This is a genomic window from Allonocardiopsis opalescens, assembly GCF_003002095.1.
Lineage (GTDB): Bacteria > Actinomycetota > Actinomycetes > Streptosporangiales > Streptosporangiaceae > Allonocardiopsis > Allonocardiopsis opalescens.
Genome location: NZ_PVZC01000002.1, coordinates 37,278 through 60,417 on the forward strand (window position 1 = coordinate 37,278; position 23,140 = coordinate 60,417).

The window sequence follows — 23,140 nt, forward strand, 5'->3', positions numbered from 1 at the left end:
CGTGCCCGACCCCGTCCCGAACCGTGTCCGGCCCCTGCCCGGGGCCGTCGTGTGGAGGCTCTTCCCGTGTCCCGTGTTCCCGGCCGCGCCGGCCGAGTGACCAGAGCGGTCGTATCGCTCCTGGTCGTCGGCGGCGCGGCGTCAGCCGCCTACTTCATCCCCCCGCAGCTGGGCCTCGACCTGCGCGGCGGGACCCAGATCACCCTGGAGACCCACGACGCCCCCAACCGCGAGGCCGACCAGGAGGCGACCGACCAGGCGGTGGAGGTGCTCAGGCAGCGCGTCGACTCCCTGGGCGTCGCCGAGGCCACCCTGGTGCGCTCGGGCGAGAACCGCATCATCGTCGAGCTGCCCGGCGTGCAGGACCCCAGCGAGGCCGCCGAGCTGATCGGCCGCACCGCGCAGCTGTCCTTCCACCCCGTGCTGTCCACCCAGGGCGCCGGGGGCACCGGCATCCCCGGCCTGGAGGAGGTGCCGCCCGCCGAGGGCGAGGCGCCCCCGCCCGAGGGCGAGGTGCCCGACTCCCAGCGCGCCGCCGACCCCGAGCTGCTGGCCCAGGCCGACGGCGAGTCCGCGGAGCCGTCCGCGGAGGAGAGCGAGCCGGCCTCGTCGGCCTCCCCGTCCGCCGAGGCGAGCGAGGACCCGGCTGCGCCCGAGGAGCCGGCGCTGTCGCTGCCCGACCCCACCACCGGCGCCAATCTCGACCTGGGCCCCGCCACCATCACCGGCACCGGCGTCACCGGCGCCGAGGCGACGCTCGACCAGTACGGCGCCAACTGGATGGTGAACGTCAGCTTCGGCGGCGACTCCCGTGAAGCCTGGCGGCAGCTGACCGCCGACGCGGCCTGCGCGATGCCGGGCGACCCCGCCCGCCAGGTCGCGATCGTCCTCGACGACGCCATCCTGTCGGCGCCGCAGGTCACCGAGGAGACGGCCTGCGGCGTGGGCCAGGGCGGCGGCTCCACCTCCATCACCGGCGACTTCACCCAGGCCGAGGCCGAGAACCTGGCCGTGCTGATCGAGGGCGGCGCGCTGCCGGTGCCGGTGGAGCGCATCGAGATGCGGACCGTCGGCCCCACCCTGGGCGCCGAGGCCATCGAGGCCAGCATGTGGGCGGCGGTCATCGGCATCGTGCTGACCGCGGTCTACATCGTGTTCGTCTACCGGCTGGCCGGCTTCCTGGCCTCGCTGGCGCTGGGCCTGTACACCCTGATCGCCTACGCCGCCCTGGTGCTGGTCGGCGCGACCCTCACCCTGCCAGGACTGGCCGGCTTCGTGCTCGCCATCGGCATGGCCATCGACGCCAACGTGCTGATGTTCGAGCGCTCCCGCGAGCGCTACCTGGAGCAGCAGGAGGCATTCGCCAAGCAGCAGCAGGGCGACGACGCGGCCGCGGCGAGCGGTGACGCGAAGAAGGAGCGCCGCCGCCTGTCGCTGAAGGACCGGGTGGCCCCGCCCAACCTCTACCGGGCCTTCGCCGAGGGCTCCCGCAACGCCTTCAGCGCGGTGCTCGACAGCAACATCACCACCATCCTCGCGGCCGGGCTGCTGTTCTTCCTGGCCTCGGGCCCGGTGCGCGGCTTCGGCGTCACCCTGGCGCTGGGCACGCTCGCGTCGATGATCTCCGCGCTGGTCATCGCCCGGGTGCTGGTGGAGTGGGCGATGCGCACCCGCGTCGTCAACAAGCGTCCGAACTGGTCCGGTATCGCCAAGATCGGCGCGGTGCGCCGCTGGCTGATCGAGCGCGCGCCCGACATCATGGGCAAGCACCGCAGGCTGCTGGCCGTCACCGGCATCATCGCGGTGATCGCGGTGGCCGGCGTGCTGGTGCGGCCGCTGAACTTCGGTGTGGAGTTCACCGGCGGCCGGGTGATGGACTTCGCCGTCGAGCAGGAGGTCAGCGTCGAGGACGCCCGCGCCGCGGTCAGCGACACCGGCTTCCCCGGCGCCGTCGTCCAGGAGTCGGGCGAGAACGAGATCTCGGTGCGCACCCAGCAGATCACCGACGACGAGGCGACGCGGATCGAGGAGGCGCTGGCCGAGGTCGGCGGCGGGGCCACCCGGGAGAGCGACGAGCTGATCGGCCCGAGCCTGGGCCAGGAGCTGCGCACGATGGGGCTGATCGCCCTGGCGGTCGCGCTGCTGGCGCAGCTGGTCTACCTTGCGGTCCGCTTCCGGTGGACCTTCGGCCTGGCCACGATGATCGCGCTCGCGCTGGACGTGGTGGTGGTGATCGGCCTGTTCGCCTGGCTGGGCCGCCCCATCGACGGCGTCTTCCTGGCCGGCCTGCTCAGCATCATCGGCTACTCGGTGAACGACTCCGTGGTGGTTTTCGACCGGGTCAGGGACGAGTGGCGCAACAACCCCGACCGGCCCTTCATCACGACCGCCAACGCGGCGGTGCTGAACACGCTGCCGCGTACCGTCAGCACCGGCATCGGCGGCTTCGCGATCCTCGGCGCGCTGGCCGTCCTGGGCGGCGACTCCCTGACGGACTTCTCCATCGCGCTGCTGGCGGGCCTGTTCATGGGCATGCTGTCCACTGTGATCACCGCGGTGCCGCTGGCGATCGTGTTCGAGCGCTTCGCCAAGTCGCCGCCGCCGCACGCACGCGGCGACAAGCCGCGCAAGCGCGAGCAGGTGGAGATCAAGCGCGACCACAGCGGCGCGGTGGTGTAGCCGCGCCGTGGACGACACGCCAGCACAGCGCGGGCCGGGGCGGCTGATCCTCGCCGCCATGCCGATCGGCCGGGCCGAGGACGCCTCGCCCCGGCTCCGCGCCGCGCTGGCCGAGACCCCGGTGGTGGCCGCCGAGGACACCCGGCGGCTCTACCAGGCGGCCCGCCGCCTCGACGTGCGGGTGGCCGGCCGGGTGGTGTCGTACTTCGACGCCAACGAGCGGCGCCGCGCCGAGGAGCTGGTCGCCGAGCTGACGGCCGGCACCGACGTGCTGGTGGTCACCGACGCGGGCATGCCCGGGGTCTCCGACCCCGGGTACCGCCTGGTCGCGGCGGCCGTCGAGGCCGGTGTGCCCGTCACCGCGCTGCCCGGCCCCTCCGCGGTCACCACCGCGCTGGTGCTGTCGGGGCTGCCCTCCGACCGCTTCTGCTTCGAGGGCTTCCCGCCGCGCAAGGGCCTTGAGGGGCGGCTGGCCGAACTCGCCGCCGAACGCCGCACGATGGTGTTCTTCGAGTCCCCGCACCGCCTCGCGGCCACCCTGCGCGCGATGGCCGGCGCCTTCGGCGGCGAGCGGCCCGCCGCCGTGTGCCGCGAGCTGACCAAGACCTACGAGGAGGTGCGCCGGGGCCCGCTGGCCGAACTCGCCGAGTGGGCCCAGGGGCAGGTGCGCGGCGAGATCACCCTGGTGGTCGGCGGCGCGCAGCGGCCCGCCCCGGCCGCCGGCCAGGACCCCGCGGAGCTGGCCGCCGAACTGGCCGAGGCGGTAGCGCGGCGGCAGGCCGAGGGCCTGAGCCGCAAGGACGCCGTCGCCGCGGTGGCCGCCGACACCGGGGCGCCCCGGCGGCTGGTGTACGACGCCGCGCACCGCTCCCCCGCCCGCGCACCGGACGACACCGACCGCGCCGACCAATAGAGTTGTGGCCGCAGCGGAGCCGTCCGGCCGCCCCGCGGCGCTCCGAGCCCGCCACCCCGTCTCGACTCCTGGGATGACCATGACAGTGTCCGACGTCGACGAGCAGCGCAGCGAGGACGCCCCCCCGCCCCGGCAGGACCCGCCGCCGCTGCGCGAGCGGCTGGTGTCCGCGCTCCCCGGCGGTCTGCTGCTGGGCTGGCTCGGCCCGATCCTGGTGGCGGCCTTCGCCGGCGCGCTGCGCTTCATCCGGCTGGGCGACCCGCCGGAGATCATGTTCGACGAGACCTACTACGCCAAGGACGCCTTCGGCCTGCTGCGCTTCGGCGCCGAGCACGAGACGGTCGAGGGCGCCGACGATCTGCTGAACGCCGGGAACGCCGAGATCTTCGGCGACGGCGGCGCCTTCGTGGTGCACCCGCCGGTGGGCAAGTGGATCATCGCGGCCGGCGAGTGGGCCTTCGGCATGACCCCGTTCGGCTGGCGCTTCGGGGCGGCGCTCATCGGCGCGCTGTCGGTGCTGCTCATCGCCCGCATCGCCCGCCGGATGACCCGCTCCACCCTGCTCGGCTGCGTGGCGGGCCTGCTGCTCGCCCTGGACGGCCTGCACTTCACGCTGAGCCGGATCGCGCTGCTGGACATCTTCCTGATGTTCTGGATCCTGGCCGCCTTCGGCTGCCTGGTGGTCGACCGCGACCGCACCCGGGCGCGGCTGGCGGCGCGGATGGAGGGCCTGGCCGGCGCCCGCCGCATGGGGCCGTGGCTGGGCGTGCGCTGGTGGCGGGTGGCGGCCGCCGTCTGCATGGGCCTGGCCGTGGGCACCAAGTGGTCGGCGCTGTTCTACGTCGCGGCCTTCGGGCTGCTCACCGTCGCCTGGGACTACGGCGCCCGCCGCTCCTCGGGGCTGCGCGAGCCGGGCCGCACCTGGTTCCTGCTGGACGCGGTGCCGGCCTTCTTCACCGTCATGCTGGTCGGTTTCGCCACCTACCTGGCCACCTGGACCGGCTGGTTCCTGAGCAGCACCGGCTGGGGGCGCGACGCCGTCCCGGTGCCGGCCGACTCCCCGCTGCCCGGGCCGCTGGCCTCGGCGCTGAGCACCCTCCAGGCGCTGGCGCGCTACCACGTGGAGGCGTACAGCTTCCACTCCGGGCTCGACTCCGACCACGACTACCAGTCGACGCCCTGGCAGTGGCCGCTGCTGCTGCGGCCGATCATCTTCTGGTACCGCGCCTACGAGCCGGGCCAGAACGGCTGCGCGGCCGACCGCTGCTCGCAGGCGGTGCTGGCGCTGGGCAACCCGGCGATCTGGTGGGCCGCGATCCCCGCGCTGATCGCGCTGTGGGTGTGGTGGCTGATCTACCGCGACTGGCGGGCCGGCTCGGTGCTGCTGGGCTACGCCGCGGGCTGGCTGCCGTGGTTCGCCTTCCCCGACCGCACCATGTTCTTCTTCTACGCCGCGCCGATGCTGCCCTTCATGGTGCTGGCGCTGACCCTGGTGATCGGGGCGGTGGTCGGTCCGGGGGCGCAGGCGCCGCGCTGGTCGCCGATGCGGCGGATGGTGGGCGCGTCGGTGGCCGGCACCTACCTGCTGCTGGTGATCGCCGTCTTCTACTACTTCTATCCGGTCCTGGCGGGCGAGATCGTGCCCTGGGACAGCTGGAACGCCCGGATGTGGCTCCAGTCGTGGATCTGAGCCGCCGCGGGGCGGCGGGCGGGCGGCGGGCCGAGCGGGTCCGCCGCGCCGGGGGACGAATCAATGTGCTCGCTACCACACTGTAATCAAATCTAGATTTCGCCCCTCAGGGAGTCCCCGAGATCATGATCGGCTGGTAACCTGCTTGGCGGTTGCGGTTGTAGTTTCCATGGATGTGCCAGCAGCACTTCGCGGAGCTTCACGCGGACGCTGGCCCCTGGAGGCAAACCATCCTTGGGAGAGCGCCCGTTCAGCAACCCAGGGCCAGCAGGGTGCGGCCTTGATGTAGTTCCCAAGGGAGAGCAGATGGCTCAGGGTACCGTGAAGTGGTTCAACTCTGAAAAGGGTTTCGGCTTCATCGCGGTTGACGGCGGCGGTCCGGACGTGTTCGTGCACTACTCCGCGATCGCGGGTTCGGGTTTCCGGAACCTCGAAGAGAACCAGTCGGTCGAGTTCGAGATCACCCAGGGCCCCAAGGGCCCGCAGGCCTCGGACGTTCGCCCGCTGTAACCAGCAGGCTTCACGGCCCTCCACCCCATCCGGGGGCGGAGGGCCGTTTTCATGCCCGCCCGCGCGCAGCGGGTCAGCGGGCCTCGGTGCTGACCCGGATCACCGCCACCGGCGCCTCGGCCCGGTGCAGCACCGCCTGGCTGATCGAGCCGAACAGCAACCCGGTGAAGCCGCCCCGGCCGCGTGAGCCGAGCACCAGCAAGGACGCCTCCCGAGCCGCGTCCAGCAGCACCTGGGCCGGATGCCCGTCCACCGCCCGCTCCTCGAAGCGGGTGCGCGGGTAGATCTCCCGCCACGGCGCCAAGGAACGCTCCAGCAGCGCCCGCGAGCCCTCGGCCAGCTGCGCGGCGTCGACCTCGATGGCGGGGTCGGCGGGCGGCGCCACGAGTGAGTCGGCCTGGGCCGGGCGCTGCCAGGCGTTCACCGCCACCAGCCCGCGGCCGGTGAGCGCCGCCTCCACCACCGCGAAGCGCAGCGCCGACCGGCTCGGCCGCGAGCCGTCGACGCCGACCACGATCGGCGCCTTGGCGCGCGGCCCGCACACCACCTCGGTCAGCGCGGGGTCGCAGCCGGCGAGGCCGTCGTCCTCCGGCCGCTCGCGCACCGGCGGCAGCACCACCACCGGGCAGGCGGCGTGCGCGGCCAGTTCGACGCCGACGGAGCCGACGAAGGCCGCGCCCACCCCGCTCAGCCCGCGCGAGCCGACCACCACCAGGTCGGCCTCTGCCGCGGCGTCGACCAGCGCCTGGGTGGCGGGGCCGACCACCAGGGCCGTCTCGACCCGCACCTCGGGGTGCCAGTCGCGGACCCGTTTCTCCGCCTCGGCCAGCAGGGTACGGCCGTCGTCCTCGGCCTGGGGGTCGATGGGGCTCGGCGCGAGCACGCCGAAGGGCACTTTGAACAGCATGACGTGCAGAGCGTGCACGATGCGCAGGGTCACGTCGCGCTGCTGGGCCTCTCGGGCGGCCCATTCCAGCGCCTGCAGACTGGACGGCGATCCGTCCACACCCGCGACGATCCGTCCCGTCGGTCTCCTGGGCACGTGAACCTCTCACTTCCGTCCGCGTCCTAGAGAGGAGGCCCGGTTATACCCAGTGTGCTGAGCCTTACCCGAAGGTACCCCAGACCGGCCGCCACTCCCCGCCGTTCCGCCGCCTTCCGCCGCTACCCTCGGAGGTCGGCTGGATGGTAGGACAGCAGTTGACCGTTTCTTGCCCATGGAGACACCGCTCCCGTGCCGACAGCGCCCTTCTCCCCGCCCTCCGGCGTGACCGCTCTCGCCGAGCCGCCCGCCGAGGCCCGCCCCTGGTGGCGTCCGCACGCGATCGCGCTGGCCGCGATGGCGGCGGTGCTCTCCGTGCTCACCTGGCAGGTGATCGTCTACGGGCCGCTCACCGCGCTGGACTGGCCGGTGCACGAAGCCGCCGACGCCAACCAGCCCACCGGCTGGAGCATGGCGCTGAGCGTGCTGGTGGCCCGGCTCGGGCAGCGCGCGGTCACCATCCCGCTGATGCTGCTCGCGGCCGGCTGGTGCGCATGGAAACTGCGCTCGGCCCGCCCCGTGGTGGCGGTGGTGGTCTCGCTGGGCAGCCTGTACGTGCTCGGCTACGGCCTCAAGTACGCGGTGGGGCGCACCCCGCCGCGCACCGAGATGGACGCCGTCTTCATGCCGGGCTTCGTCTCCTATCCCTCCGGCCACGCCGCCAACGCCGCCCTCACCTACGCCTTCATCGCGGTGCTGCTCTGGGGCGCCTCCGGCTGGCGCCCCGACCGCCGACTGCTCCGTATCGGCCTGGCGGTGAGCGCGGTGCCGACGGCCGCGGTGGGCGTGCTGATGGTCTCCCTCGACTACCACTGGCTGTCGGAGATCCCCACCGGCTGGCTGCTCGGCTACGTCGTCCTGGGCATCGGCCGGCTGGCGCTCGGGCCGCCCCGCCCGGCCGCGCCGGGCGGTTCCGGACCACCGGGGACGGACGGGGACGAACGGGCGGCGGCAGGCTAGGCTGGAGCGACGCCGGCCGTCCAGCCGGGTCGGGCCACGAGGCGTACGAGGTGATCCGATGTTCAATATCGGCTTGGGCGAGTTCCTCGTCCTGGGCGTCCTTGCCCTGCTGGTCTTCGGGCCCGACCAGCTGCCCAAGATCGCGGCGCAGGCGGCCCGCCTCCTCCGCCAGGTCCGCAGCATGGCCGACAACGCCAAGCAGGACCTCCGCGAGGGCCTCGGCCCGGAGTTCAGCGACTTCGAGGTCACCGACCTCAACCCGCGGAACTTCGTCCGCAAGCACCTGTTCGAGGACGGCGAGGACGTCATCCGCGGCGGCACCACCCGGGCCAACGGCAGCTCCGGCCGCCGGGCCGACGCAACCGCCCAGACCGGCCTGCCCGCCGGCGAGCGCCCGCCCTACGACAGCGAGGCCACCTGAGCCGCGCGCCTGCCCCGGCGTTACCACGTAGTGAGCATTTTTTGCCCGCCGGATCGGGCCATCCGGTGCGGATCGCCGCATAGGTTGTTTCCGTGACGATGGGGACCACCGATACAGCGGCCGCGGAGCGAGCGGCCAAACCCGTGATCCTGACGGTCGACGACGACCCCGGCGTGTCCCGGGCGATCGCACGCGACCTGCGCCGCCGCTACAGCGACGCCTACCGCATCCTGCGCGCCGAGGCGGGCCCGCAGGCGCTGGAGAGCCTGCGCGAGATCCGGCTGCGCGGGCAGGAAGTGGCCCTGCTGCTGGCCGACCAGCGCATGCCGCTGATGAACGGAACAGAGTTCCTCGAAGAGGCGATGGACCTCTACCCGCACGCCAGGCGGGTGCTGCTGACGGCCTACGCCGACACCGACGCGGCGATCCAGGCGATCAACGTGGTCGACCTCGACCACTACCTGCTCAAACCCTGGGACCCGCCGGAGGAGAAGCTGTACCCGGTGGTCGACGCCGAGCTCGACAGCTGGCACCGCCAGGAGCGCAGCTGGCGCGACTCCGTGCGGGTGGTGGGCGACCGCTGGTCCAGCCGCTGCTACGAGCTGCGCGACTTCCTGGCCCGCAACCACCTCTCCTACGAGTGGCACCCCGCCGGCGAGCCCAGCGGCCGCCAGCTGGTCAAGGCGGCCGGCGCCGACCCTGCCCAGCTGCCGCTGGTGGTCACCCCCGACGGCACCGCGCTGACCGACCCCACCGACCAGGAGCTGGCGGCGGCGATAGGCATCGCCACCGACCCCGCCGCGGAGTTCTACGACCTCGCGGTGATCGGCGGCGGCCCGGCCGGGCTCGGCGCGAGCGTGTACGGCGCGTCCGAGGGGCTGCGCACGGTGCTGGTGGAGCGGCAGGCGACCGGCGGCCAGGCCGGGCAGAGCTCGCGGATCGAGAACTACCTCGGCTTCCCCGACGGCGTGTCCGGCGGCCAGCTCACCGAGCGGGCCCGCCGCCAGGCGGTGCGCTTCGGCACCGAGGTGCTGATCGCGCGGCAGGTCACCCGGCTGGAACCGCGCGGCTCGGCCCGGGTGGTGCACTTCGCCGACGGCGGCCGCATCTCCGCGCACACCGTCATCCTGGCCACCGGCGTCTCCTACCGCCGGCTCGGCGCCGCCGGACTCGACGAGTTCGTCGGCCGGGGCGTGTACTACGGCGCGGCGCTCACCGAGGCGCCCGCCTGCGCCGACCAGGAGATCTACGTCGTGGGCGGCGCGAACTCCGCCGGGCAGGCCGCGATGCACCTGTCCGGCTTCGCCAAGCGGGTCCACCTGCTGGTGCGCGGCGCCGGCCTGCAGCAGTCCATGTCCCACTACCTCATCGAGCAGATCGCGGCCACGCCCAACATCGAGGTGCACCCGTGCACCGAGGTGGTCGGCAGCTCCGGCGACGGCCACCTGGAACGGCTGGTGCTGCGCGACCGCAACGGCGGCGGCGAGCGCACCGTCAGCGCCGCCTTCCTGTTCGTGTTCATCGGCGCCGAACCGCACACCGGCTGGCTGGACGACGTCGTGGAGCGCGACGACCGGGGCTTCATCCTGGCCGGACCCGACCTCCTGACCGACGGCCGGCGGCCGCGCGGCTGGACGCTCGGCCGCGACCCCTACCACCTGGAGACCAACGTGCCTGGAGTGTTCGTTGCGGGCGACGCCCGCGCCGATTCCATCAAGAGGGTCGCCTCAGCCGTCGGTGAGGGCGCGATGGCCGTCGCGCTGGTGCACCGGTACCTGACGGCATGAGCGCCCGGATCAGCCCGGAGGAACTGGGCACCCTGTTCCTGTTCGAACAGCTCGAACCGGAGCGGCTGGCCTGGCTGGCCGAGCGCGGTGCCGTACGGGAGTACCCCTCGGGCCACCGCATCTACGGCGAGGGCGAGTCCGGCACCTGCTTCTTCGTGCTGCTGTCGGGCACCATGTCGCTGACCCGCGCGGTGCGCGGCGGCGGCGAGGTCGAGGTGACCCGCAGCGACCACCGCGGCACCTACTTCGGCGGCGTGATGGGCCTGCTCACCGAGGACTTCCAGGAGCCGCCCTACACCAACAGCGGCCACGCCATCACCGACGTGACCGTGTTCGAGCTGTCGTGCGCGGACTTCCGCCGGTTCATGGAGCGCTGGTACCCGATCGCGCTGCACCTGGTCGCCGGGGTCTACGGCACCATGCGCACCTCGCAGGCGCGGGTGGCCGAACGGGAGCGGCTGGTCGCGCTCGGCTCGGTCACCGCCGGGCTCACCCACGAGCTGAACAACCCGGCCGCCGCCACCCAGCGCGCCGTCACCGCGCTGCGCGAGGAGACCGGCATCCTGCGGCAGAAGCTGGCCTACCTGGCCGAGTCGCGGCTGAACCCGGCGGTGCTGCGCGAGCTGGTGTCGGTGCAGGACGCCGCGGTCAAGGGCATGGCCGCCGCGCCGAAGCTGTCCCCGCTGGAGTTCAGCGACCGCGAGGACGAGATGATCGACTGGCTGGAGGAGCACGGCGTCGACAACGCGGTCGACTACGCGCCCGGGCTGGTCGCGGCCGGGCTGGACCGCGGCTGGGCCGAGGCCACCTCCGAGGCGGTCGGCGACGCGCTGCCCAAGGCCATCGGCTGGCTGGCGCACACCGTCGAGATCGAGTCGCTGCTGACCGAGATCGGCGACGCCGCCAACCGGATCAGCAACCTGATCGCGTCGGCCAAGCAGTACTCACAGATGGACCGGGCGCCGCAGCAGCGCGTCGACGTGACCGAACTGCTGGACAGCACCCTGGCGATCATGCGCCACAAGGTGGGGCCCGGCATCAGCGTGGTCACCGACTACGACCCCGACGCGCCTCAGATCGAGGTCTACGCGGCCGAGCTGAACCAGGTGTGGACCAACCTGATCCACAACGCCATCGACGCCATGGACGGCTCCGGCACCCTCACCGTGCGCACGGTGGCCGAGCCCGACGCGCTGCTGGTGGAGATCGGCGACACCGGTTCCGGCGTGCCCCAGGAGATCCAGGACCGCATCTTCGAGCCCTTCTTCACCACCAAGCCGGTCGGGCACGGCACCGGCCTGGGCCTGGACATCGCCTGGCGGATCGTGGTCGACCGCCACGGCGGCGACCTCCAGGTGCACTCCGTGCCGGGCGACACCCGATTCCAGACCCGCATTCCGCTGCGGCCGCCCGCCATCGCCGACAGCGGCGATAACAACTCCAGCGGCGGGTAAAAGGCCGGTATGAGCCTGCGCGTTACCGGAACCCCCGCAAGGTACCCCGTCACGGCGGCGGCTCTGGCCCTGACGGCCGCGCTCGCCACCGGCGGCTGCGCCGGAGCCGGCGCCGTGGCCGGAGCCGCTGCGTCCTCCGCCCCGTCCGCCGCCGAGTCGGCCCGCCCGTCCGAGCAGCCCCCGGCCGAGTCCGCGCCGGCCGAGTCGGCCTCCCCGGCCGCCGGCACCGCGTCGGCCGAGCCGTCCGAGGAGCCCGACGAACCCGAACTGCTGCGCCAGGGCGACTCCGGCGCCGAGGTCGAGCGGCTGCAGCAGCGGCTGATGGAGCTGGGCTACTGGATCGACTCCGCCGACGGCGAGTTCGGCGAGCTGACCACCCAGGCCGTCTACGCCCTGCAGAAGGCGGCCGGCATCGACCGCGACGGCGTGGTCGGCCCGGGCACCCAGGAGGCGCTGGACGACGGCATCCGCCCGGAGGCGAGCACCGAGTCGGGCCGCGCGGTCGAGATCGACCTGGGGCGGCAGCTGCTGCTGGTGGTGAACGACGGCGAGGTCGAGCAGGTGTTCAACACCTCCACCGGCTCGGGCGAGACCTACGAGTCGCAGGGCTCGCAGCGCGTCGCCGTCACCCCGGAGGGCGACTACGAGGTCTTCCGCGCGGTCGACGCCTGGGACCCCGGCCCGCTCGGCGAGCTGTACCGCCCCAAGTACTTCAACGGCGGCATCGCCGTCCACGGCTACCCGTCCGTGCCGCCCTACCCCGCCTCCCACGGCTGCGCCCGGGTGAGCCTGGCCGGAATGGACTGGCTCTGGGAGAGCGGCTACCTGGACCAGGGCGCCCGGGTGCTGGTCCGCTGAGCGCGGCTCCCCGTCACGGCGTCGCCTCCAGATGGCCCGCCTGCATCAGGTCGGCGCGGGCCATGGTGTCCCAGCCGCACCAGATGTTGGCGTAGGTGCTGTACAGCGCCGGATTGCGGCAGCTGGCCCGCGTCCCGTTGCGGTAGAAGCGGATGTTGGCCTGCCCGACCCCGGAGGTGAAGCCCGCGCTCCACTGCCCGTTGGCCAGCGTCTCGTCCAGATGCACCCACCCCGAAAGAATCGGCATGGTGCGCCCCTCCGCATCCCGCTGCAGATGCACCACCAGCTGCCCCGAGTCGTCCACGGACAGCCGCGTCACCCCCACGGCGATATGCGTCGAGTTGTGATGAATCCTCGGCATCCGTCCCGACACGTCGTCGAAGCGGATGCACACCCGGTGGCGGTAGATCGGCAGATCCGGCTGGGCAGCGATGATCATCAACCCTCCTCAGGGCCGCCGAACGGCCCCCCACCAGCCCGAAAGCCCACCCCCGAGCCCCCGGCGCCCTACACCCCCAGTCTCACCCGGACCCGGCCGTCAGACCATTAAACGGACATGAGAATTCGCGGCGCGTCGCCGGTACCCCTCCCTCGCCCGAGGGAGGCAGGACGCCGGAATCCCCTGGCCGGACGAGGCGCAGCGGCCGTCTCGGGCGCGAGACTGCCGCCATGACGACGAAGTTTCCCACCAATGCGCGCGCTTCGGCGCGGACCCGGGCCCTGGTGCGCGGCGCGGGCTGGACCACCGCCGCCCACTGGATGGTGTACACCTTGGAGAAGCTGTACCTGGCGTCCACCGGCACCCTCGGAATGGTCGGCTCGTCCGTGGCGCCCTCCGCCTACGAGCAGGTGCCCGATCCGGGCGCGGCCCAACTCGGCAATGCGGCGATGGGCCTGCTCGCCGTCCTGGTCGCACTTGCGGCGATCACCCCGCGCGCCCGCGCCGTACCGCGCCCGGCCCTCCTGTGCGCGGTCGCCGTCCTCACCCTTTCCACCGCGGCGCTCACTCTCCTGGTGGCCACCCAGGCCATCTGGCTCCACGTCGCCATAAGCACCATCGGCCTAGCGGCGGCCGTCACCCTGACCACCGCCTCCGTCCGCCGCCTACCCGGAACCACGCACGGCCCGCCCATCTGACCGCGGCACCCGGCAAAACGCACCCGACCGGCACCCGCCCATCCACCGGTTCCGCCACCCCGCATCGCCAGAGCACGGCCTCAGCGATCCGCACCCCCACATCGCCGAGGTCGCGCCTCGACGAAGTCGGGGTGCGGGGGTCCAGGGGGCGCAGCCCCCTGGTGTGGGGGGTTCCGGGGGGCCATGCCCCCCGGGCCAACACAAAACCGACGACCCCGCGAGTCGGCCGAAGGCCGACGAGCAGGGTCGCCCAGAGTCGGGTGGAGCTGAGGGGATTTGAACCCCTGACCCCCTCGATGCGAACAACGTGCAGCCCCTTGACAACGTGTGCTATTGGATCGCCCGCATTCCCGGCGACGTCCACCAACGTCCACTGCCGTCCGCTGGCGCTGCTGTACTTCGCTGCTGTACAGCAGCGCGGCGCGAGACGCTGAGACGCCCTCTAACAAGATCAGGGGCAGAGGGGTCTAGCCCATCACGGTGGGCACAGTTCGTCCCCTGTCGGCCATCTCAGCGGGCCGATTTTCACCCCCACCCCTCTCGGTCACGCCCGGTCACGGAGCACTCTGACACCCGGTCACGGCACCCGGTCACACCCGGGGTCACGCCGGCCGGTTACACCCCCTGACCTTCAACCCCACCCCCGCACGCGCCGCTGCGGGTTACGAAGCGACCGCCAACCTTTGTGATCATGTGAAGCACGCGCGCACCCCTGAGCATGTCACGGTTGGCGGGCCGCCCGCTCCCCACCCTCCGCCCCTCCGCCGAAGGGTGGGAAGCCCTCGCGGACCCCGCCCACGACCGGTGTTTCCGCAGGTCAGGATTTTCTGGCAATTCCCGGCAATAGATGGCACCACCACGACCCCGGCGAGGCGCCCCAGCGCACCGCCCACCACCGGCGCCGACACCACCGCCGACCGGCGCGCCGAATATCTGGCACCACGTTTCCGCAGGTCAGGGTTTTCTGACATTCTCGGCACGGGTGCGTACAGGGATGCGGACGGCCGCTGCGGGGCGGGTACGGTACGGCGCGGACGCCTGTGCCATCAATGCCATAAATTCGTGACCTGCGGAAACGTGGTGCCAGAAAACATCGGGCAGCTGCGTGGACCCTCCGCGCTCGCCCCGTCCCCGCTCGCCGGCCCGGCCGAGCCGCCTGCTTCCCGCCTCCGCCCAAGGGTGGGAAGCCCCCGCGGACCCCGCCCACGACCGGTGTTTCCGCAGGTCAGGATTTTCTGGCAATTCCCGGCAATAGATGGCACCACCACGACCCCGGCGAGGCGCCCCAGCGCACCGCCCACCACCGGCGCCGACACCACCGCCGACCGGCGCGCCGAATATCTGGCACCACGTTTCCGCAGGTCAGGGTTTTCTGGCAATTGCTGGCAATAGATGGCACCACCACGACCGGTGCGCTCTGTATTTGCGGGCGACCACCTACTTGACTGCTGAGCCGAGTTGCACGCTTGTGTGCGTCGTCCACTTGTACACCCATTCGGGATCAAGTACACGATCCTGAACGATCAATTCGAGGTCGTCCACACGGACACTCACCGGATCTGCGCGCACCTTTCCCAGAGCCTTAATGTATGGGGAAGCCTGCCCCGGTGAATTGAAATACGCGATACTCATATGAGGCCTAAAGCCCTTACGCTGCTCCGGACTCGTGTCCACCTCTCCGACTGAATCATTCATCCCACTCCGAACCCGAACCAACAGTTCATGAAGAACGGTCGCGGGTTCAGGTGCAATTACAACCGCTTCCTCAAGCACATATGGACGAATAAACGAAATTTCCAACGGCGGCAACGTGGACACTCTGCGTGACACACCAGCAATGACGTCATTGATATAAGAATCGGAAGTCATATCCACGTACCCCACACCTTGAAGCGTAATATGCAACCAGTCCCCAGGTATCAAATTTAGTCCGCCAAATGGCACAATACTCCGCTGATAGGCTGCCACAATCTCACGCAACCTCTCATTATCTCCAAACGTCAGGTGCCAGGTATAAAATAGTCGTCCAGGCTGCCACCCTGGTCGAGGCCACCAATGGTCTCGAACTTCCGTAGCGTTTTCCAACGGCCGAGGCTGCATCGCGACTCCTTAGATGTCCGACGGATTGGCAGGTTCGCCCGAATCTCCGCTGACTTCATAATCGTCAATTATGACAATACGGTCCGCTGGCCATATTGACTCTGACACTTCAAGGATTGAACCGTCTCCCGCTTGCGCCTGGTGCATTAGATGAACAACCTGCCCACCCATCGGCAACTCTAGATCCTCAGCCTCTTCCGGATACGCACTCCGCGCAATCCAGCGATCGCGAGCATAAGAATATTTCTGACCGCTCAAATCCTCAACACACAGAAACAGAGCTTTCGGGACCACCTTCGGTTCTTCAAGGAACGTTCCACCCGCGATGGAGACAGGAATATAGCTGGCACCGATTTCCTCAGGCTTGCCTGTGATTTTGTCGTAGAGAACACGACGCCTAGCAACTACTTCCACGCCTGGCTCGATGCCCATCAACTCCGCGATATGTGGATCAACCGAAGTCCGGCCAGCAAATGTAATTTTGTGTCGCAGATGCGAGGTGAGTAGCTTCCCGTCCGATCTGGCGCGACCATAGCGATGCCGAGAACGCCTTTGCAGCCTTCGATTTTCCTTGATGAAATTCCCAATGCCTTGACGCTTTTCGATTACGCCTTCGAGCTGAAGAATCGACAAAGCTTGTCGCACTGTAGGAAGGCTAATCCTGAACTCTTGCGCAAGAGATGCCTCCGCTGGCAAGCGGTCACCCGGCTGGTAGTCACCATGCCGGACCCGCTGTCGAAGCTCGTCTGCGACCCGTTGGTACTTCGCCACGGCGGTCACCTTCCTGACCTCGATCGGTCCGAATCTGAAGTCTACTCATCATGAGGACTTGACGACCTGACGAGGCAGACGTAGCTTGCTCATCAGGTCCTCATGAGGACCTGATGACTGCATCTGCGCATGGCTCTGCCCTGCCTCCGGCGGCGAGCCCTGATTTGGAGGTCCGTTCGTGAGTTCGCACATGAGTCTGTACATGGAAGCGGCGGGACCGGTGCATAGCCGCCAAGCACACACGCCGGTCCCGCCTCTGCCCAACCGAAGGGGCCCGTCCAGCATCGCCGCTGAGGTCGGCCCTGTCGAGCTGGTCACCGATGCCGAGCGTGCCCGCCGGGCCGCCCTGGCCGACATCGCCGACAGCGAGTTCGCCGGGCCGGCCGAGGTGGGTCCGCTGCTGGATCGGTTCGAGTCTGAGAGTTCGGCCCTGGTGGCCGAGCTGGGGGCGGAAACCGCTGCGCTGGTGGAACGGTTCGCCGTCGAAACCGAAGCGCTGTTCGACACCCCCGCCCGGGGAGAGTCGGCGCCCGTTGTGCAGCTGTCGGCGCGCCGGCGGGGCGGCTGGCCGGTGTCGGGGGAGGCGGCGTGAGTCATGGCCACTTCCCGCAAGAGCCGCGCGAGTCGGCGCCGCTCGCCCGCCTTGGACCTGGTGGCCGATGTGTTCGGTGTGCTGGTCCTGGCCGGTGCGGCGTACTGGCTGTCGGCGCTGTGGGCGCCGGGGCTGGACCCGATGTACCCGGCGCTGCTGGTCCTCGGCGCGGCCGGGTGGGGCCGGATCAAGAAGTGGGCGCCGCTGCGGATCGTCCGGCGGCCCCGATGAGGCGCCGCGTCCGCGCGTTCGTCCGCTGCCTGTCGGCGGTGCTGCACCTGGTCGACCTGCACCTGTTGGCGCTGGATCGGATCGCCGCCGCCTACCTGGGCTACCGGCCGCTGTCGTGTGTGCTGGCCGACTGGCTCGGCGAGGTCGGCCGCGCCTACCGCTCCCGTGCCTCCCACCCCCGCCCCCCTGTCCGGTTCACCAGAAGGGACGACGTATGAGCAGCGAGCAGGCCCGGAAGTTGATCGAGGCGGCGGCCGGCATCGAGTTCGCCACCAACAAGGACGTGTCGCAGTTCTCGCGGGTGTCCCGCGATGGGTTCAAGACGCTGGCGATGGAGTTCGACTTCGCCGCCGAGGAGATCGAGGCGCGGCTGCGCGCGGTGGCGCCCGGCGGCGTGATGGAGGGGTTCCAGGGCCGCGCCCGCGCCAAGGCGGTGGCCCGGCACGCCCGCAACATCGCCGAGTTTCTGCGGCGTTCGGCGACCGAATCGGTGCGGATCAACGCCACGTTCGTGCGGCTGTTCGAGGCGGAGCTGAACGCCGCCAAGGCCAAGCCCAGCAAGAAGCCCATGAAGTTCGAGGCGTGAGGGAGGGGTACTGATGGCTAGGAAGCGTGACTTCTTCGAGGGGTCGGCCGAGCGGGCCGGCGCCCGCGCGGCGTCGGTGCTGGCGCCGCTGGCTCCGCCGTGGGTGGTGGCCGCCGGGATGGTGCCCGTCACGGCCTTCACCCATCACCTGTGGGGTGGTGACCCCGTGATCACCCCGATCGCGGCGTCCGGGCTCACCCTGTCGGGGGTGGTGCTCACCGGGATGGCCGACATGCTGTACCGGGCCCGGTCGGTGGTGGCGCGGGTGCACACCGGCGTCACGATGGCCGCCGGTACCGGCTGGTTCACCGCCGCCACCATCGTTGGCCCCACCGAACGCCCGGTACTGGACCTGCTGATGTGGGGCGGCGCCACCCTCGCCGTGTCGTGGAACCTCAGGCTGGTGATCCGCTCGGCGGACTTCGACACCGCCGGATGGGCCAGTGGTGGGTTCAAGTGGTCCGACATCACCGACAAGATCGGCCGGTTGAAGGGGTCGAAGCTGCGCGCCAAGCGCAGCAAGGACGGCGCCCGCACCGAAGGCACCCTCCAGCTCGTTCGCGGCGAGCAGACCTTCGACGACGTGTCCTCGGCGCTGCCCCGGCTGGCCTCCGCGCTGGGCACGCCCCGCACCGGCATCCGCGCGGTGCCCGATCCCGAGCGCGCGGACCGGGCGCGGCTGACCATCATCCACACCGACATGCTGCGGGTCCCCACCCCCTGGCCCGGCCCGGCATCGGCCGGCACGCCGCTGAGCGACCGCGCGCCGCTCACTCTCGGCATCTACGAAGACGGCGAGCCGGTGCGGCTCAACCCGGTGGGTGCGCACTCCATGACCGTGGGCACCACCGGATCGGGCAAGTCCAAGGGCGAATGGGTGCGCCTCGCCGACCTGTTCACCCGCCCTGAGGTCACCGTGTGGGCGATCGACACCGCCAAGGGCCGCCAGACCCTCGGCGCCGCCCTGCCCGGCATCGACTGGCTCGCCCTGACCAAGACCGAGGCGACCGCGATGCTCAAGACCCTGTACACGGTCGCCACGGCGCGCGCCGACCACCTCGGGCGGCTCGGCCTTGAGCAGTGGAAGCCGGGCTGCGGCATCAACTTCATGTACGTGCTGATCGAAGAAGCCGCACAGCTCATTCCGGACCTGGAGAGCTTCACCAAGCTCACCCAGGTCGCCCGGTCGGCCGGCATCCACCTGTGCGCGTCGTTGCAGCGCGCCACCTGGACCAACCTCGACACCGACGCGCGCGCCAACATCGGCATCCAGATGTGCTACGGCGTGCGCGACGGCGAGGACGCCGGCAAGGTGCTGCCCGAACCCGTCATCGAAGCGGGCGCGCGCCCCGAGGTATGGGGAGCCAACCGGCCCGGCTACGCCTACCTGTGCGCCCCCGGCATCCCCGAGGACCGTCAGGCGATGCCGCTGCGCACCTACCTCATCGAGGGCGCCACCCTCACCCAGATCGCGCTGGACTACGCCCACCTGCGCACCCCGCTGGACGAGGTGACCGCCGCCGCAGCGGGCGCCGCCTACGCGCAGCGCAACCGGCACGCCGACATCCTCGCCGACGTCCTCATCCGCAACGGCCGCGCCGCCCCGGCGCCCGCCGCCGAGCAGCAGGCCACGGCCGCCCAGCCCGAGCCGCCCGCCCCGACCGGCGACGGTGAGCTGTCGATGGAGGTCCACGAGGCCCTACAGGCCATCGAACCGCCCGACCCCGAAGAAGCCCACCTCGACCACGACTCCGACATCACCGAACCCACCGACACCATCACCCTGCCCACCCCCGGCGCCGACCGGCCGCTGAGCGATGAGGACGCCCGCGCCGCCTTCCGCCGCCAGCTCGAAGAGTGGGACGACCAGGGCAAGCGGGAGTTCCGCCCCGCCGACATCCGACACCTGTGGGTCGGCGCCGGCAAGTCCAAGCCGTGGCTCTTCAAGCAGCTGCGCAAGCTCACCGAAGCCGGGGTCATCGACCACGCCGATAAGGGCGTGTACACCATCACCCCCGGCGCCGGCCGCCACCTCACCAACGCCTGAGAAGGGAGGTACCCCTGATGAACCTCGACACCGTCCCCGCCATCCCGTGGTGGATCTACGCCGCGCTGGCCGTGGTGGTGGCGCTGACCGCCGTGTGGTGGGTGCGCCGCCTGTTCGCCCGCGCCGAGCGGCGCCGCGCGGCTGCGGCGAGCAGCAGCGCTGAGGGGCGCTCGCGGGTGACCTGGACGCATCGTGTCGCCACCGCGGGCATCCTCGCCGGGGCCCTCGCCCTGGTCACTGTGGCGTTCACCATGTCCTTCGCGACCCTGTACGACCTGGCGACGTGGTTGGAGCGCACGCCGTTCGGGGACCTGCGGTGGATGTTCCCGATCGGGATCGACGCCCTGATCGTGTGGATGCTCGCCCTGGACCTGCTGATGGAGTGGCAGGGCAGGCGGGCCCCGCTGGCACGGTGGTCCGCACTCGGGCTGTCAGTCCTCACCATCGTGCTCAACGTGAGCGCCGGACACGCCGGAGACGGCGCCGCCTCCTACCTCGGCCACGCGGGCCCGCCGCTGGCGATCATCCTGATCAGTGAGTGCGTCAGCCTGTGGGTGCGCCACCTCGCCGGACTCGCCGCCGGTCGGGTCGCCGACCGCATCCCGTTCGGCCGCTGGCTCGCCCACCCCATCAGCACCGCGAAGGTCGCCCGCCGCATGGTGGGCACCGGGCAGACCGACTACGCCGCCGCCCTGGCCACCGAGGGCCGCCGCCAGCTGGCCTACGCCATGCTCCGCCAGCACTACGGCAGCACGTGGAGCGTGGCCACCCCGCGTCACCTGCGGTGGATGCTCGACCACGGCGACGACGCCACCATGAGCCGCGCCTACGACATCGTCACCGCCATGACCGCCGCCACGGTGGCCATGACCCCAGAGGCCGCGCGGGAGCTGGCCGATCCCGCCGACACCATCCGCACCCTGCCCCTGCTGGCCCTGCCCGGCCACACCCCCGTGTCGCACGACAGCGGCGACAGCGACAACCGCACCGACACCGGAGGCGACAGCGGCGCCGCACACACCGACACGGCCAAGCGGCGCCCCGCCAAGCGACAGCGACACACCACCCGCCCGCGCCGCGCCGCAAGCGACACCGACACCGACCGGCGACAGCGCGCCGCCCGCATCCTCGCCGAGCGCCCCGACATCACCGGCGCCGGTCTGGCCGCCGCCCTCGGCGTGCACACCCGCACCGGCCAGCGACTCATCAACCAGCTCCGCGCCGACGACACCGACACCGGCACGACGCCGCGCCGCCTCACCGCCGTCTAGCGACCCCACCTCACCCGCGCCGCCCCGGCGCCCATACGCGCCGGGGCGCCCGCGAAGCCATCCCTGAAACCGCTTGGAGCCACCATGACCGAGCAGGCGACCGCCGCCATCCGTCACCTTCCCGACTCCTGCAAGCCGCCGACCCCGGCCGACTCCGCCGCCCGCGCGGCCGCCGTGGCCGAGCAGATCGCCGCCGCCCGCGCCGCCGTGGTCGGCGAGATGACCGAGACCCGCATCGACCTCGGCAACGCCCTGACCGACATCGCGGCCACGCTCGTCCCACCGACCGCCGCCGAGCAGCGCTGTGCGGACCTGACCGCCGAAGTCCGCTGGGAACTCGTCCGCACCGACACCAAGACGGCCGCACTGCTCGCCCTGGCCACCGCCGTACTCGCCGCCACCGCCGGAGCGCTCGCCACCATCGACCTGCCCCTGTGGGCGGCCATCGCCGCCGGCGTCGGCGGGTCCGCCACCGGCCTGGCCGTCCTACGGCTGCTGCTCGCGGTACGGCCCCGCACCGTACGGCTGCTGTGGACCCGGATGGCCAACACCGCCGGACCCGCCGTCGCCGACCTCCTGGCCACCCTCCACCCCGACGAACCCTACGTCCAGTTGCGCAACCTCAGCGCCGTCCTGCTCGACAAGCAGACCGCCATCCGCCACGCCACCAACTGCCTCATCACCGCCCTGGCCGCCTTCACCCTCGCCGCGATTCTCACCGCCACCGGCCTGTAACCCCCGAACCCGAAGGAGTCACCTCATGACCGACGCCGAGACGATCCGCTACACCGCCGACGCTGTGGTGTTCGCAGCCACCGGGCACCTGCTCCTCATCGAACGCGGGTGGGCGCCCTACCAGGGCCGGTGGGCGCTGCCCGGCGGGCACGTCGAACCCGGCGAGACCTCCCGCGCCACGGCCGCCCGCGAACTCGCCGAAGAGACCGGCCTATTCGTGGCCGCCGCCCGGCTGCGGCAGGCAGGGGTCTACGACACCCCCGACCGCGACCCGCGCGGCCGCTACGTCACCGCCGTCTACACCACCACCCTGCCCGCACCCACCCCCATCGACCCCGGCGACGACGCAGCGGACGCCCGCTGGTGGCCGCTGACCAACCTGCCGCCGCTGGCCTTCGACCACGCCGCGATCCTCACCGACCTCCTCACACCCACCCCGTAACACACCAAAAGCCCGAACGCCTCACCTTCCACAGATCCGGCGTCCGGGCACCTCACAGAGAGGCACCACCGATGATGACACCCACCGCCCCCGCAGCCAACCCGCCGCCCGCTGTCTTCGCGCTGCCGGTCCTCCCGGTGCTCGGTGTGACGCCGTGCGAACGCGGTGACCACAGCTACTACACCCGCGCCGACGGCGCCACCGTCTGCATCAACTGCGGACGCCACGCCGGCTACACCGCCGCGCACCCCGCCTTCGCCCTGAGCGGGCGCGCCCTCTTCGGGTCGGCGTGCGACAAGTGCGGCGCCCCGGTCCGCCCCGCTGGCGGAGGGCTGATCTGCACCAATGACCACCCCAACTGACCGACCCACCGCCCGCCCGGTAACCGACGCCGGCGCCCCGGGTGCGACGCCCGGGGCGGGCACCCCCCACCTCCACCATCACCGATCCCACCGGACCCGACGACGGGAGTCTTCGCCATGCCCACCACCGACCGCAATGCCGCCGTGTTCGCCCGCCGCGCCGCCGCCCTGGCCGAGCTGCTGGCCGACCTGGCCGACCGCCCCGACCTGCCGTCGATGGCCAGCTGGCGGCTGGGCATCGACACCTCCGCCGTCTTCTCCTTCGCCTCCTACGCCGACCTCGACGGCCACCTCAGCAGCGTCGGTGGCGGCGCCGCCGAGGTCCGCGCCCGCATCGCTGCCTGGGCCAACGCCCTGGACGGCGCCACTGTCACCGAGACCCCCAGTCCCGACATCCCCCGCACGGCCTTCATCGCCGCCACCGGCACCTACCAGGGCCTGTCGGTGCGGGTGTGGACCTGCCTTCCCCGCACCGCCCACCAGCCCGCCACGGCCGCGTGATCGCGGTCGCCGACACAGCGCGGCCCCGACGCAATGCCTGGCAGCGCAGCG

The 23,140-nt window shown here is 71.5% G+C and carries 24 protein-coding genes; 20 read left to right on the forward strand and 4 right to left on the reverse strand.

What is annotated here, in order from left to right; translation table 11 throughout:
- The first annotated feature begins 96 nt into the window (after nucleotides 1-96).
- The 4 genes from secD (at nucleotide 97) to CLV72_RS06885 (ending at nucleotide 5,792) form a co-directional block, all read left to right on the forward strand.
- Nucleotides 97-2,679 carry a protein translocase subunit SecD gene (gene secD, locus CLV72_RS06870; protein ID WP_245929958.1) on the forward strand — a complete coding sequence of 861 codons (2,583 nt, stop codon included), beginning with the start codon at nucleotides 97-99 and terminating at the stop codon, nucleotides 2,677-2,679.
- 7 nt (nucleotides 2,680-2,686) lie between these two features.
- Complete coding sequence (rsmI, locus tag CLV72_RS06875) at nucleotides 2,687-3,592, forward strand: 16S rRNA (cytidine(1402)-2'-O)-methyltransferase (RefSeq protein WP_170140903.1); 906 nt, start codon at nucleotides 2,687-2,689, stop codon at nucleotides 3,590-3,592.
- A gap of 79 nt (nucleotides 3,593-3,671) precedes the next feature.
- On the forward strand, nucleotides 3,672-5,282 hold the full coding sequence (locus tag CLV72_RS06880; RefSeq protein ID WP_106243468.1) for a dolichyl-phosphate-mannose--protein mannosyltransferase: 1,611 nt from the start codon (nucleotides 3,672-3,674) through the stop codon (nucleotides 5,280-5,282).
- Between the two features lie 306 nt (nucleotides 5,283-5,588).
- Nucleotides 5,589-5,792, forward strand: a complete 204-nt coding sequence (locus CLV72_RS06885; protein WP_106241662.1) for a cold-shock protein — start codon at nucleotides 5,589-5,591, stop codon at nucleotides 5,790-5,792.
- Between the two features lie 73 nt (nucleotides 5,793-5,865).
- Here CLV72_RS06885 and CLV72_RS06890 read toward each other — a convergent pair whose 3' ends face one another.
- Nucleotides 5,866-6,834, reverse strand: a complete 969-nt coding sequence (locus CLV72_RS06890) for a universal stress protein (protein WP_106241665.1) — start codon at nucleotides 6,832-6,834, stop codon at nucleotides 5,866-5,868.
- A gap of 192 nt (nucleotides 6,835-7,026) precedes the next feature.
- Here CLV72_RS06890 and CLV72_RS06895 point away from each other — a divergent pair, with 192 nt between their 5' ends.
- From CLV72_RS06895 to CLV72_RS06915, 5 genes are all read left to right on the forward strand, one after another.
- Entirely contained in the window at nucleotides 7,027-7,794 is a 768-nt protein-coding gene (locus CLV72_RS06895) for a phosphatase PAP2 family protein (protein WP_106241669.1), read from the forward strand.
- A 58-nt stretch (nucleotides 7,795-7,852) separates the two neighbouring features.
- Complete coding sequence (locus CLV72_RS06900; RefSeq protein ID WP_106241672.1) at nucleotides 7,853-8,215, forward strand: sec-independent translocase; 363 nt, start codon at nucleotides 7,853-7,855, stop codon at nucleotides 8,213-8,215.
- Nucleotides 8,216-8,313: 98 nt separating this feature from the next.
- Nucleotides 8,314-10,002 (forward strand): NAD(P)/FAD-dependent oxidoreductase, encoded by a 1,689-nt coding sequence (locus tag CLV72_RS06905; RefSeq protein ID WP_106241676.1) that lies wholly within the window; start codon nucleotides 8,314-8,316, stop codon nucleotides 10,000-10,002.
- The gene (locus CLV72_RS06910; protein ID WP_106241679.1) at nucleotides 9,999-11,456 is read left to right on the forward strand and encodes an ATP-binding protein; all 1,458 of its coding nucleotides are present in this window, start codon (nucleotides 9,999-10,001) and stop codon (nucleotides 11,454-11,456) included. Before CLV72_RS06905 ends, CLV72_RS06910 begins: the two co-directional genes overlap by 4 nt.
- A 9-nt stretch (nucleotides 11,457-11,465) precedes the next feature.
- Nucleotides 11,466-12,314 (forward strand): L,D-transpeptidase family protein, encoded by an 849-nt coding sequence (locus tag CLV72_RS06915; protein ID WP_106241683.1) that lies wholly within the window; start codon nucleotides 11,466-11,468, stop codon nucleotides 12,312-12,314.
- Nucleotides 12,315-12,327: 13 nt separating this feature from the next.
- Here CLV72_RS06915 and CLV72_RS06920 read toward each other — a convergent pair whose 3' ends face one another.
- Nucleotides 12,328-12,753: a hypothetical protein gene (locus tag CLV72_RS06920; protein ID WP_106241687.1), complete on the reverse strand. Its 426-nt coding sequence runs from the start codon at nucleotides 12,751-12,753 to the stop codon at nucleotides 12,328-12,330.
- A gap of 230 nt (nucleotides 12,754-12,983) precedes the next feature.
- Between CLV72_RS06920 and CLV72_RS06925 the strand changes: the two genes are divergently transcribed.
- Complete coding sequence (locus CLV72_RS06925) at nucleotides 12,984-13,451, forward strand: hypothetical protein (RefSeq protein ID WP_146159371.1); 468 nt, start codon at nucleotides 12,984-12,986, stop codon at nucleotides 13,449-13,451.
- A 1,437-nt stretch (nucleotides 13,452-14,888) separates the two neighbouring features.
- Here CLV72_RS06925 and CLV72_RS06930 read toward each other — a convergent pair.
- Together CLV72_RS06930 and CLV72_RS06935 are read right to left on the reverse strand one after the other, a co-directional pair.
- Nucleotides 14,889-15,431: a 2'-5' RNA ligase family protein gene (locus CLV72_RS06930; RefSeq protein ID WP_170140905.1), complete on the reverse strand. Its 543-nt coding sequence runs from the start codon at nucleotides 15,429-15,431 to the stop codon at nucleotides 14,889-14,891.
- 129 nt (nucleotides 15,432-15,560) lie between these two features.
- A complete protein-coding gene (locus CLV72_RS06935; RefSeq protein WP_146159372.1) occupies nucleotides 15,561-16,322 on the reverse strand; it encodes a GntR family transcriptional regulator in 762 nt (253 codons plus the stop codon).
- A 190-nt stretch (nucleotides 16,323-16,512) separates the two neighbouring features.
- Between CLV72_RS06935 and CLV72_RS06940 the strand changes: the two genes are divergently transcribed.
- The 10 genes from CLV72_RS06940 (at nucleotide 16,513) to CLV72_RS06985 (ending at nucleotide 23,089) form a co-directional block, all read left to right on the forward strand.
- A complete protein-coding gene (locus CLV72_RS06940) occupies nucleotides 16,513-16,914 on the forward strand; it encodes a hypothetical protein (protein WP_106241702.1) in 402 nt (133 codons plus the stop codon).
- Nucleotides 16,915-16,917: 3 nt separating this feature from the next.
- Complete coding sequence (locus tag CLV72_RS06945) at nucleotides 16,918-17,145, forward strand: hypothetical protein (protein ID WP_146159373.1); 228 nt, start codon at nucleotides 16,918-16,920, stop codon at nucleotides 17,143-17,145.
- Nucleotides 17,142-17,363 carry a hypothetical protein gene (locus CLV72_RS06950; protein WP_106241708.1) on the forward strand — a complete coding sequence of 74 codons (222 nt, stop codon included), beginning with the start codon at nucleotides 17,142-17,144 and terminating at the stop codon, nucleotides 17,361-17,363. Before CLV72_RS06945 ends, CLV72_RS06950 begins: the two co-directional genes overlap by 4 nt.
- Nucleotides 17,360-17,731, forward strand: a complete 372-nt coding sequence (locus CLV72_RS06955) for a hypothetical protein (protein ID WP_106241712.1) — start codon at nucleotides 17,360-17,362, stop codon at nucleotides 17,729-17,731. The genes CLV72_RS06950 and CLV72_RS06955 overlap by 4 nt, the downstream gene beginning before the upstream one ends.
- 13 nt (nucleotides 17,732-17,744) lie before the next feature.
- The gene (locus tag CLV72_RS06960) at nucleotides 17,745-19,778 is read left to right on the forward strand and encodes a type IV secretory system conjugative DNA transfer family protein (RefSeq protein ID WP_106241715.1); all 2,034 of its coding nucleotides are present in this window, start codon (nucleotides 17,745-17,747) and stop codon (nucleotides 19,776-19,778) included.
- A 17-nt stretch (nucleotides 19,779-19,795) separates the two neighbouring features.
- On the forward strand, nucleotides 19,796-21,049 hold the full coding sequence (locus CLV72_RS06965; protein WP_106241719.1) for a DUF2637 domain-containing protein: 1,254 nt from the start codon (nucleotides 19,796-19,798) through the stop codon (nucleotides 21,047-21,049).
- Nucleotides 21,050-21,133: 84 nt separating this feature from the next.
- On the forward strand, nucleotides 21,134-21,784 hold the full coding sequence (locus CLV72_RS06970; protein ID WP_106241722.1) for a Pycsar system effector family protein: 651 nt from the start codon (nucleotides 21,134-21,136) through the stop codon (nucleotides 21,782-21,784).
- A gap of 25 nt (nucleotides 21,785-21,809) precedes the next feature.
- Nucleotides 21,810-22,226 carry an NUDIX domain-containing protein gene (locus CLV72_RS06975; RefSeq protein WP_106241726.1) on the forward strand — a complete coding sequence of 139 codons (417 nt, stop codon included), beginning with the start codon at nucleotides 21,810-21,812 and terminating at the stop codon, nucleotides 22,224-22,226.
- Nucleotides 22,227-22,297: 71 nt separating this feature from the next.
- Nucleotides 22,298-22,588 carry a hypothetical protein gene (locus CLV72_RS06980; RefSeq protein WP_106241729.1) on the forward strand — a complete coding sequence of 97 codons (291 nt, stop codon included), beginning with the start codon at nucleotides 22,298-22,300 and terminating at the stop codon, nucleotides 22,586-22,588.
- A 117-nt stretch (nucleotides 22,589-22,705) separates the two neighbouring features.
- The gene (locus CLV72_RS06985; protein WP_106241732.1) at nucleotides 22,706-23,089 is read left to right on the forward strand and encodes a hypothetical protein; all 384 of its coding nucleotides are present in this window, start codon (nucleotides 22,706-22,708) and stop codon (nucleotides 23,087-23,089) included.
- Nucleotides 23,090-23,140: the final 51 nt, after the last annotated feature.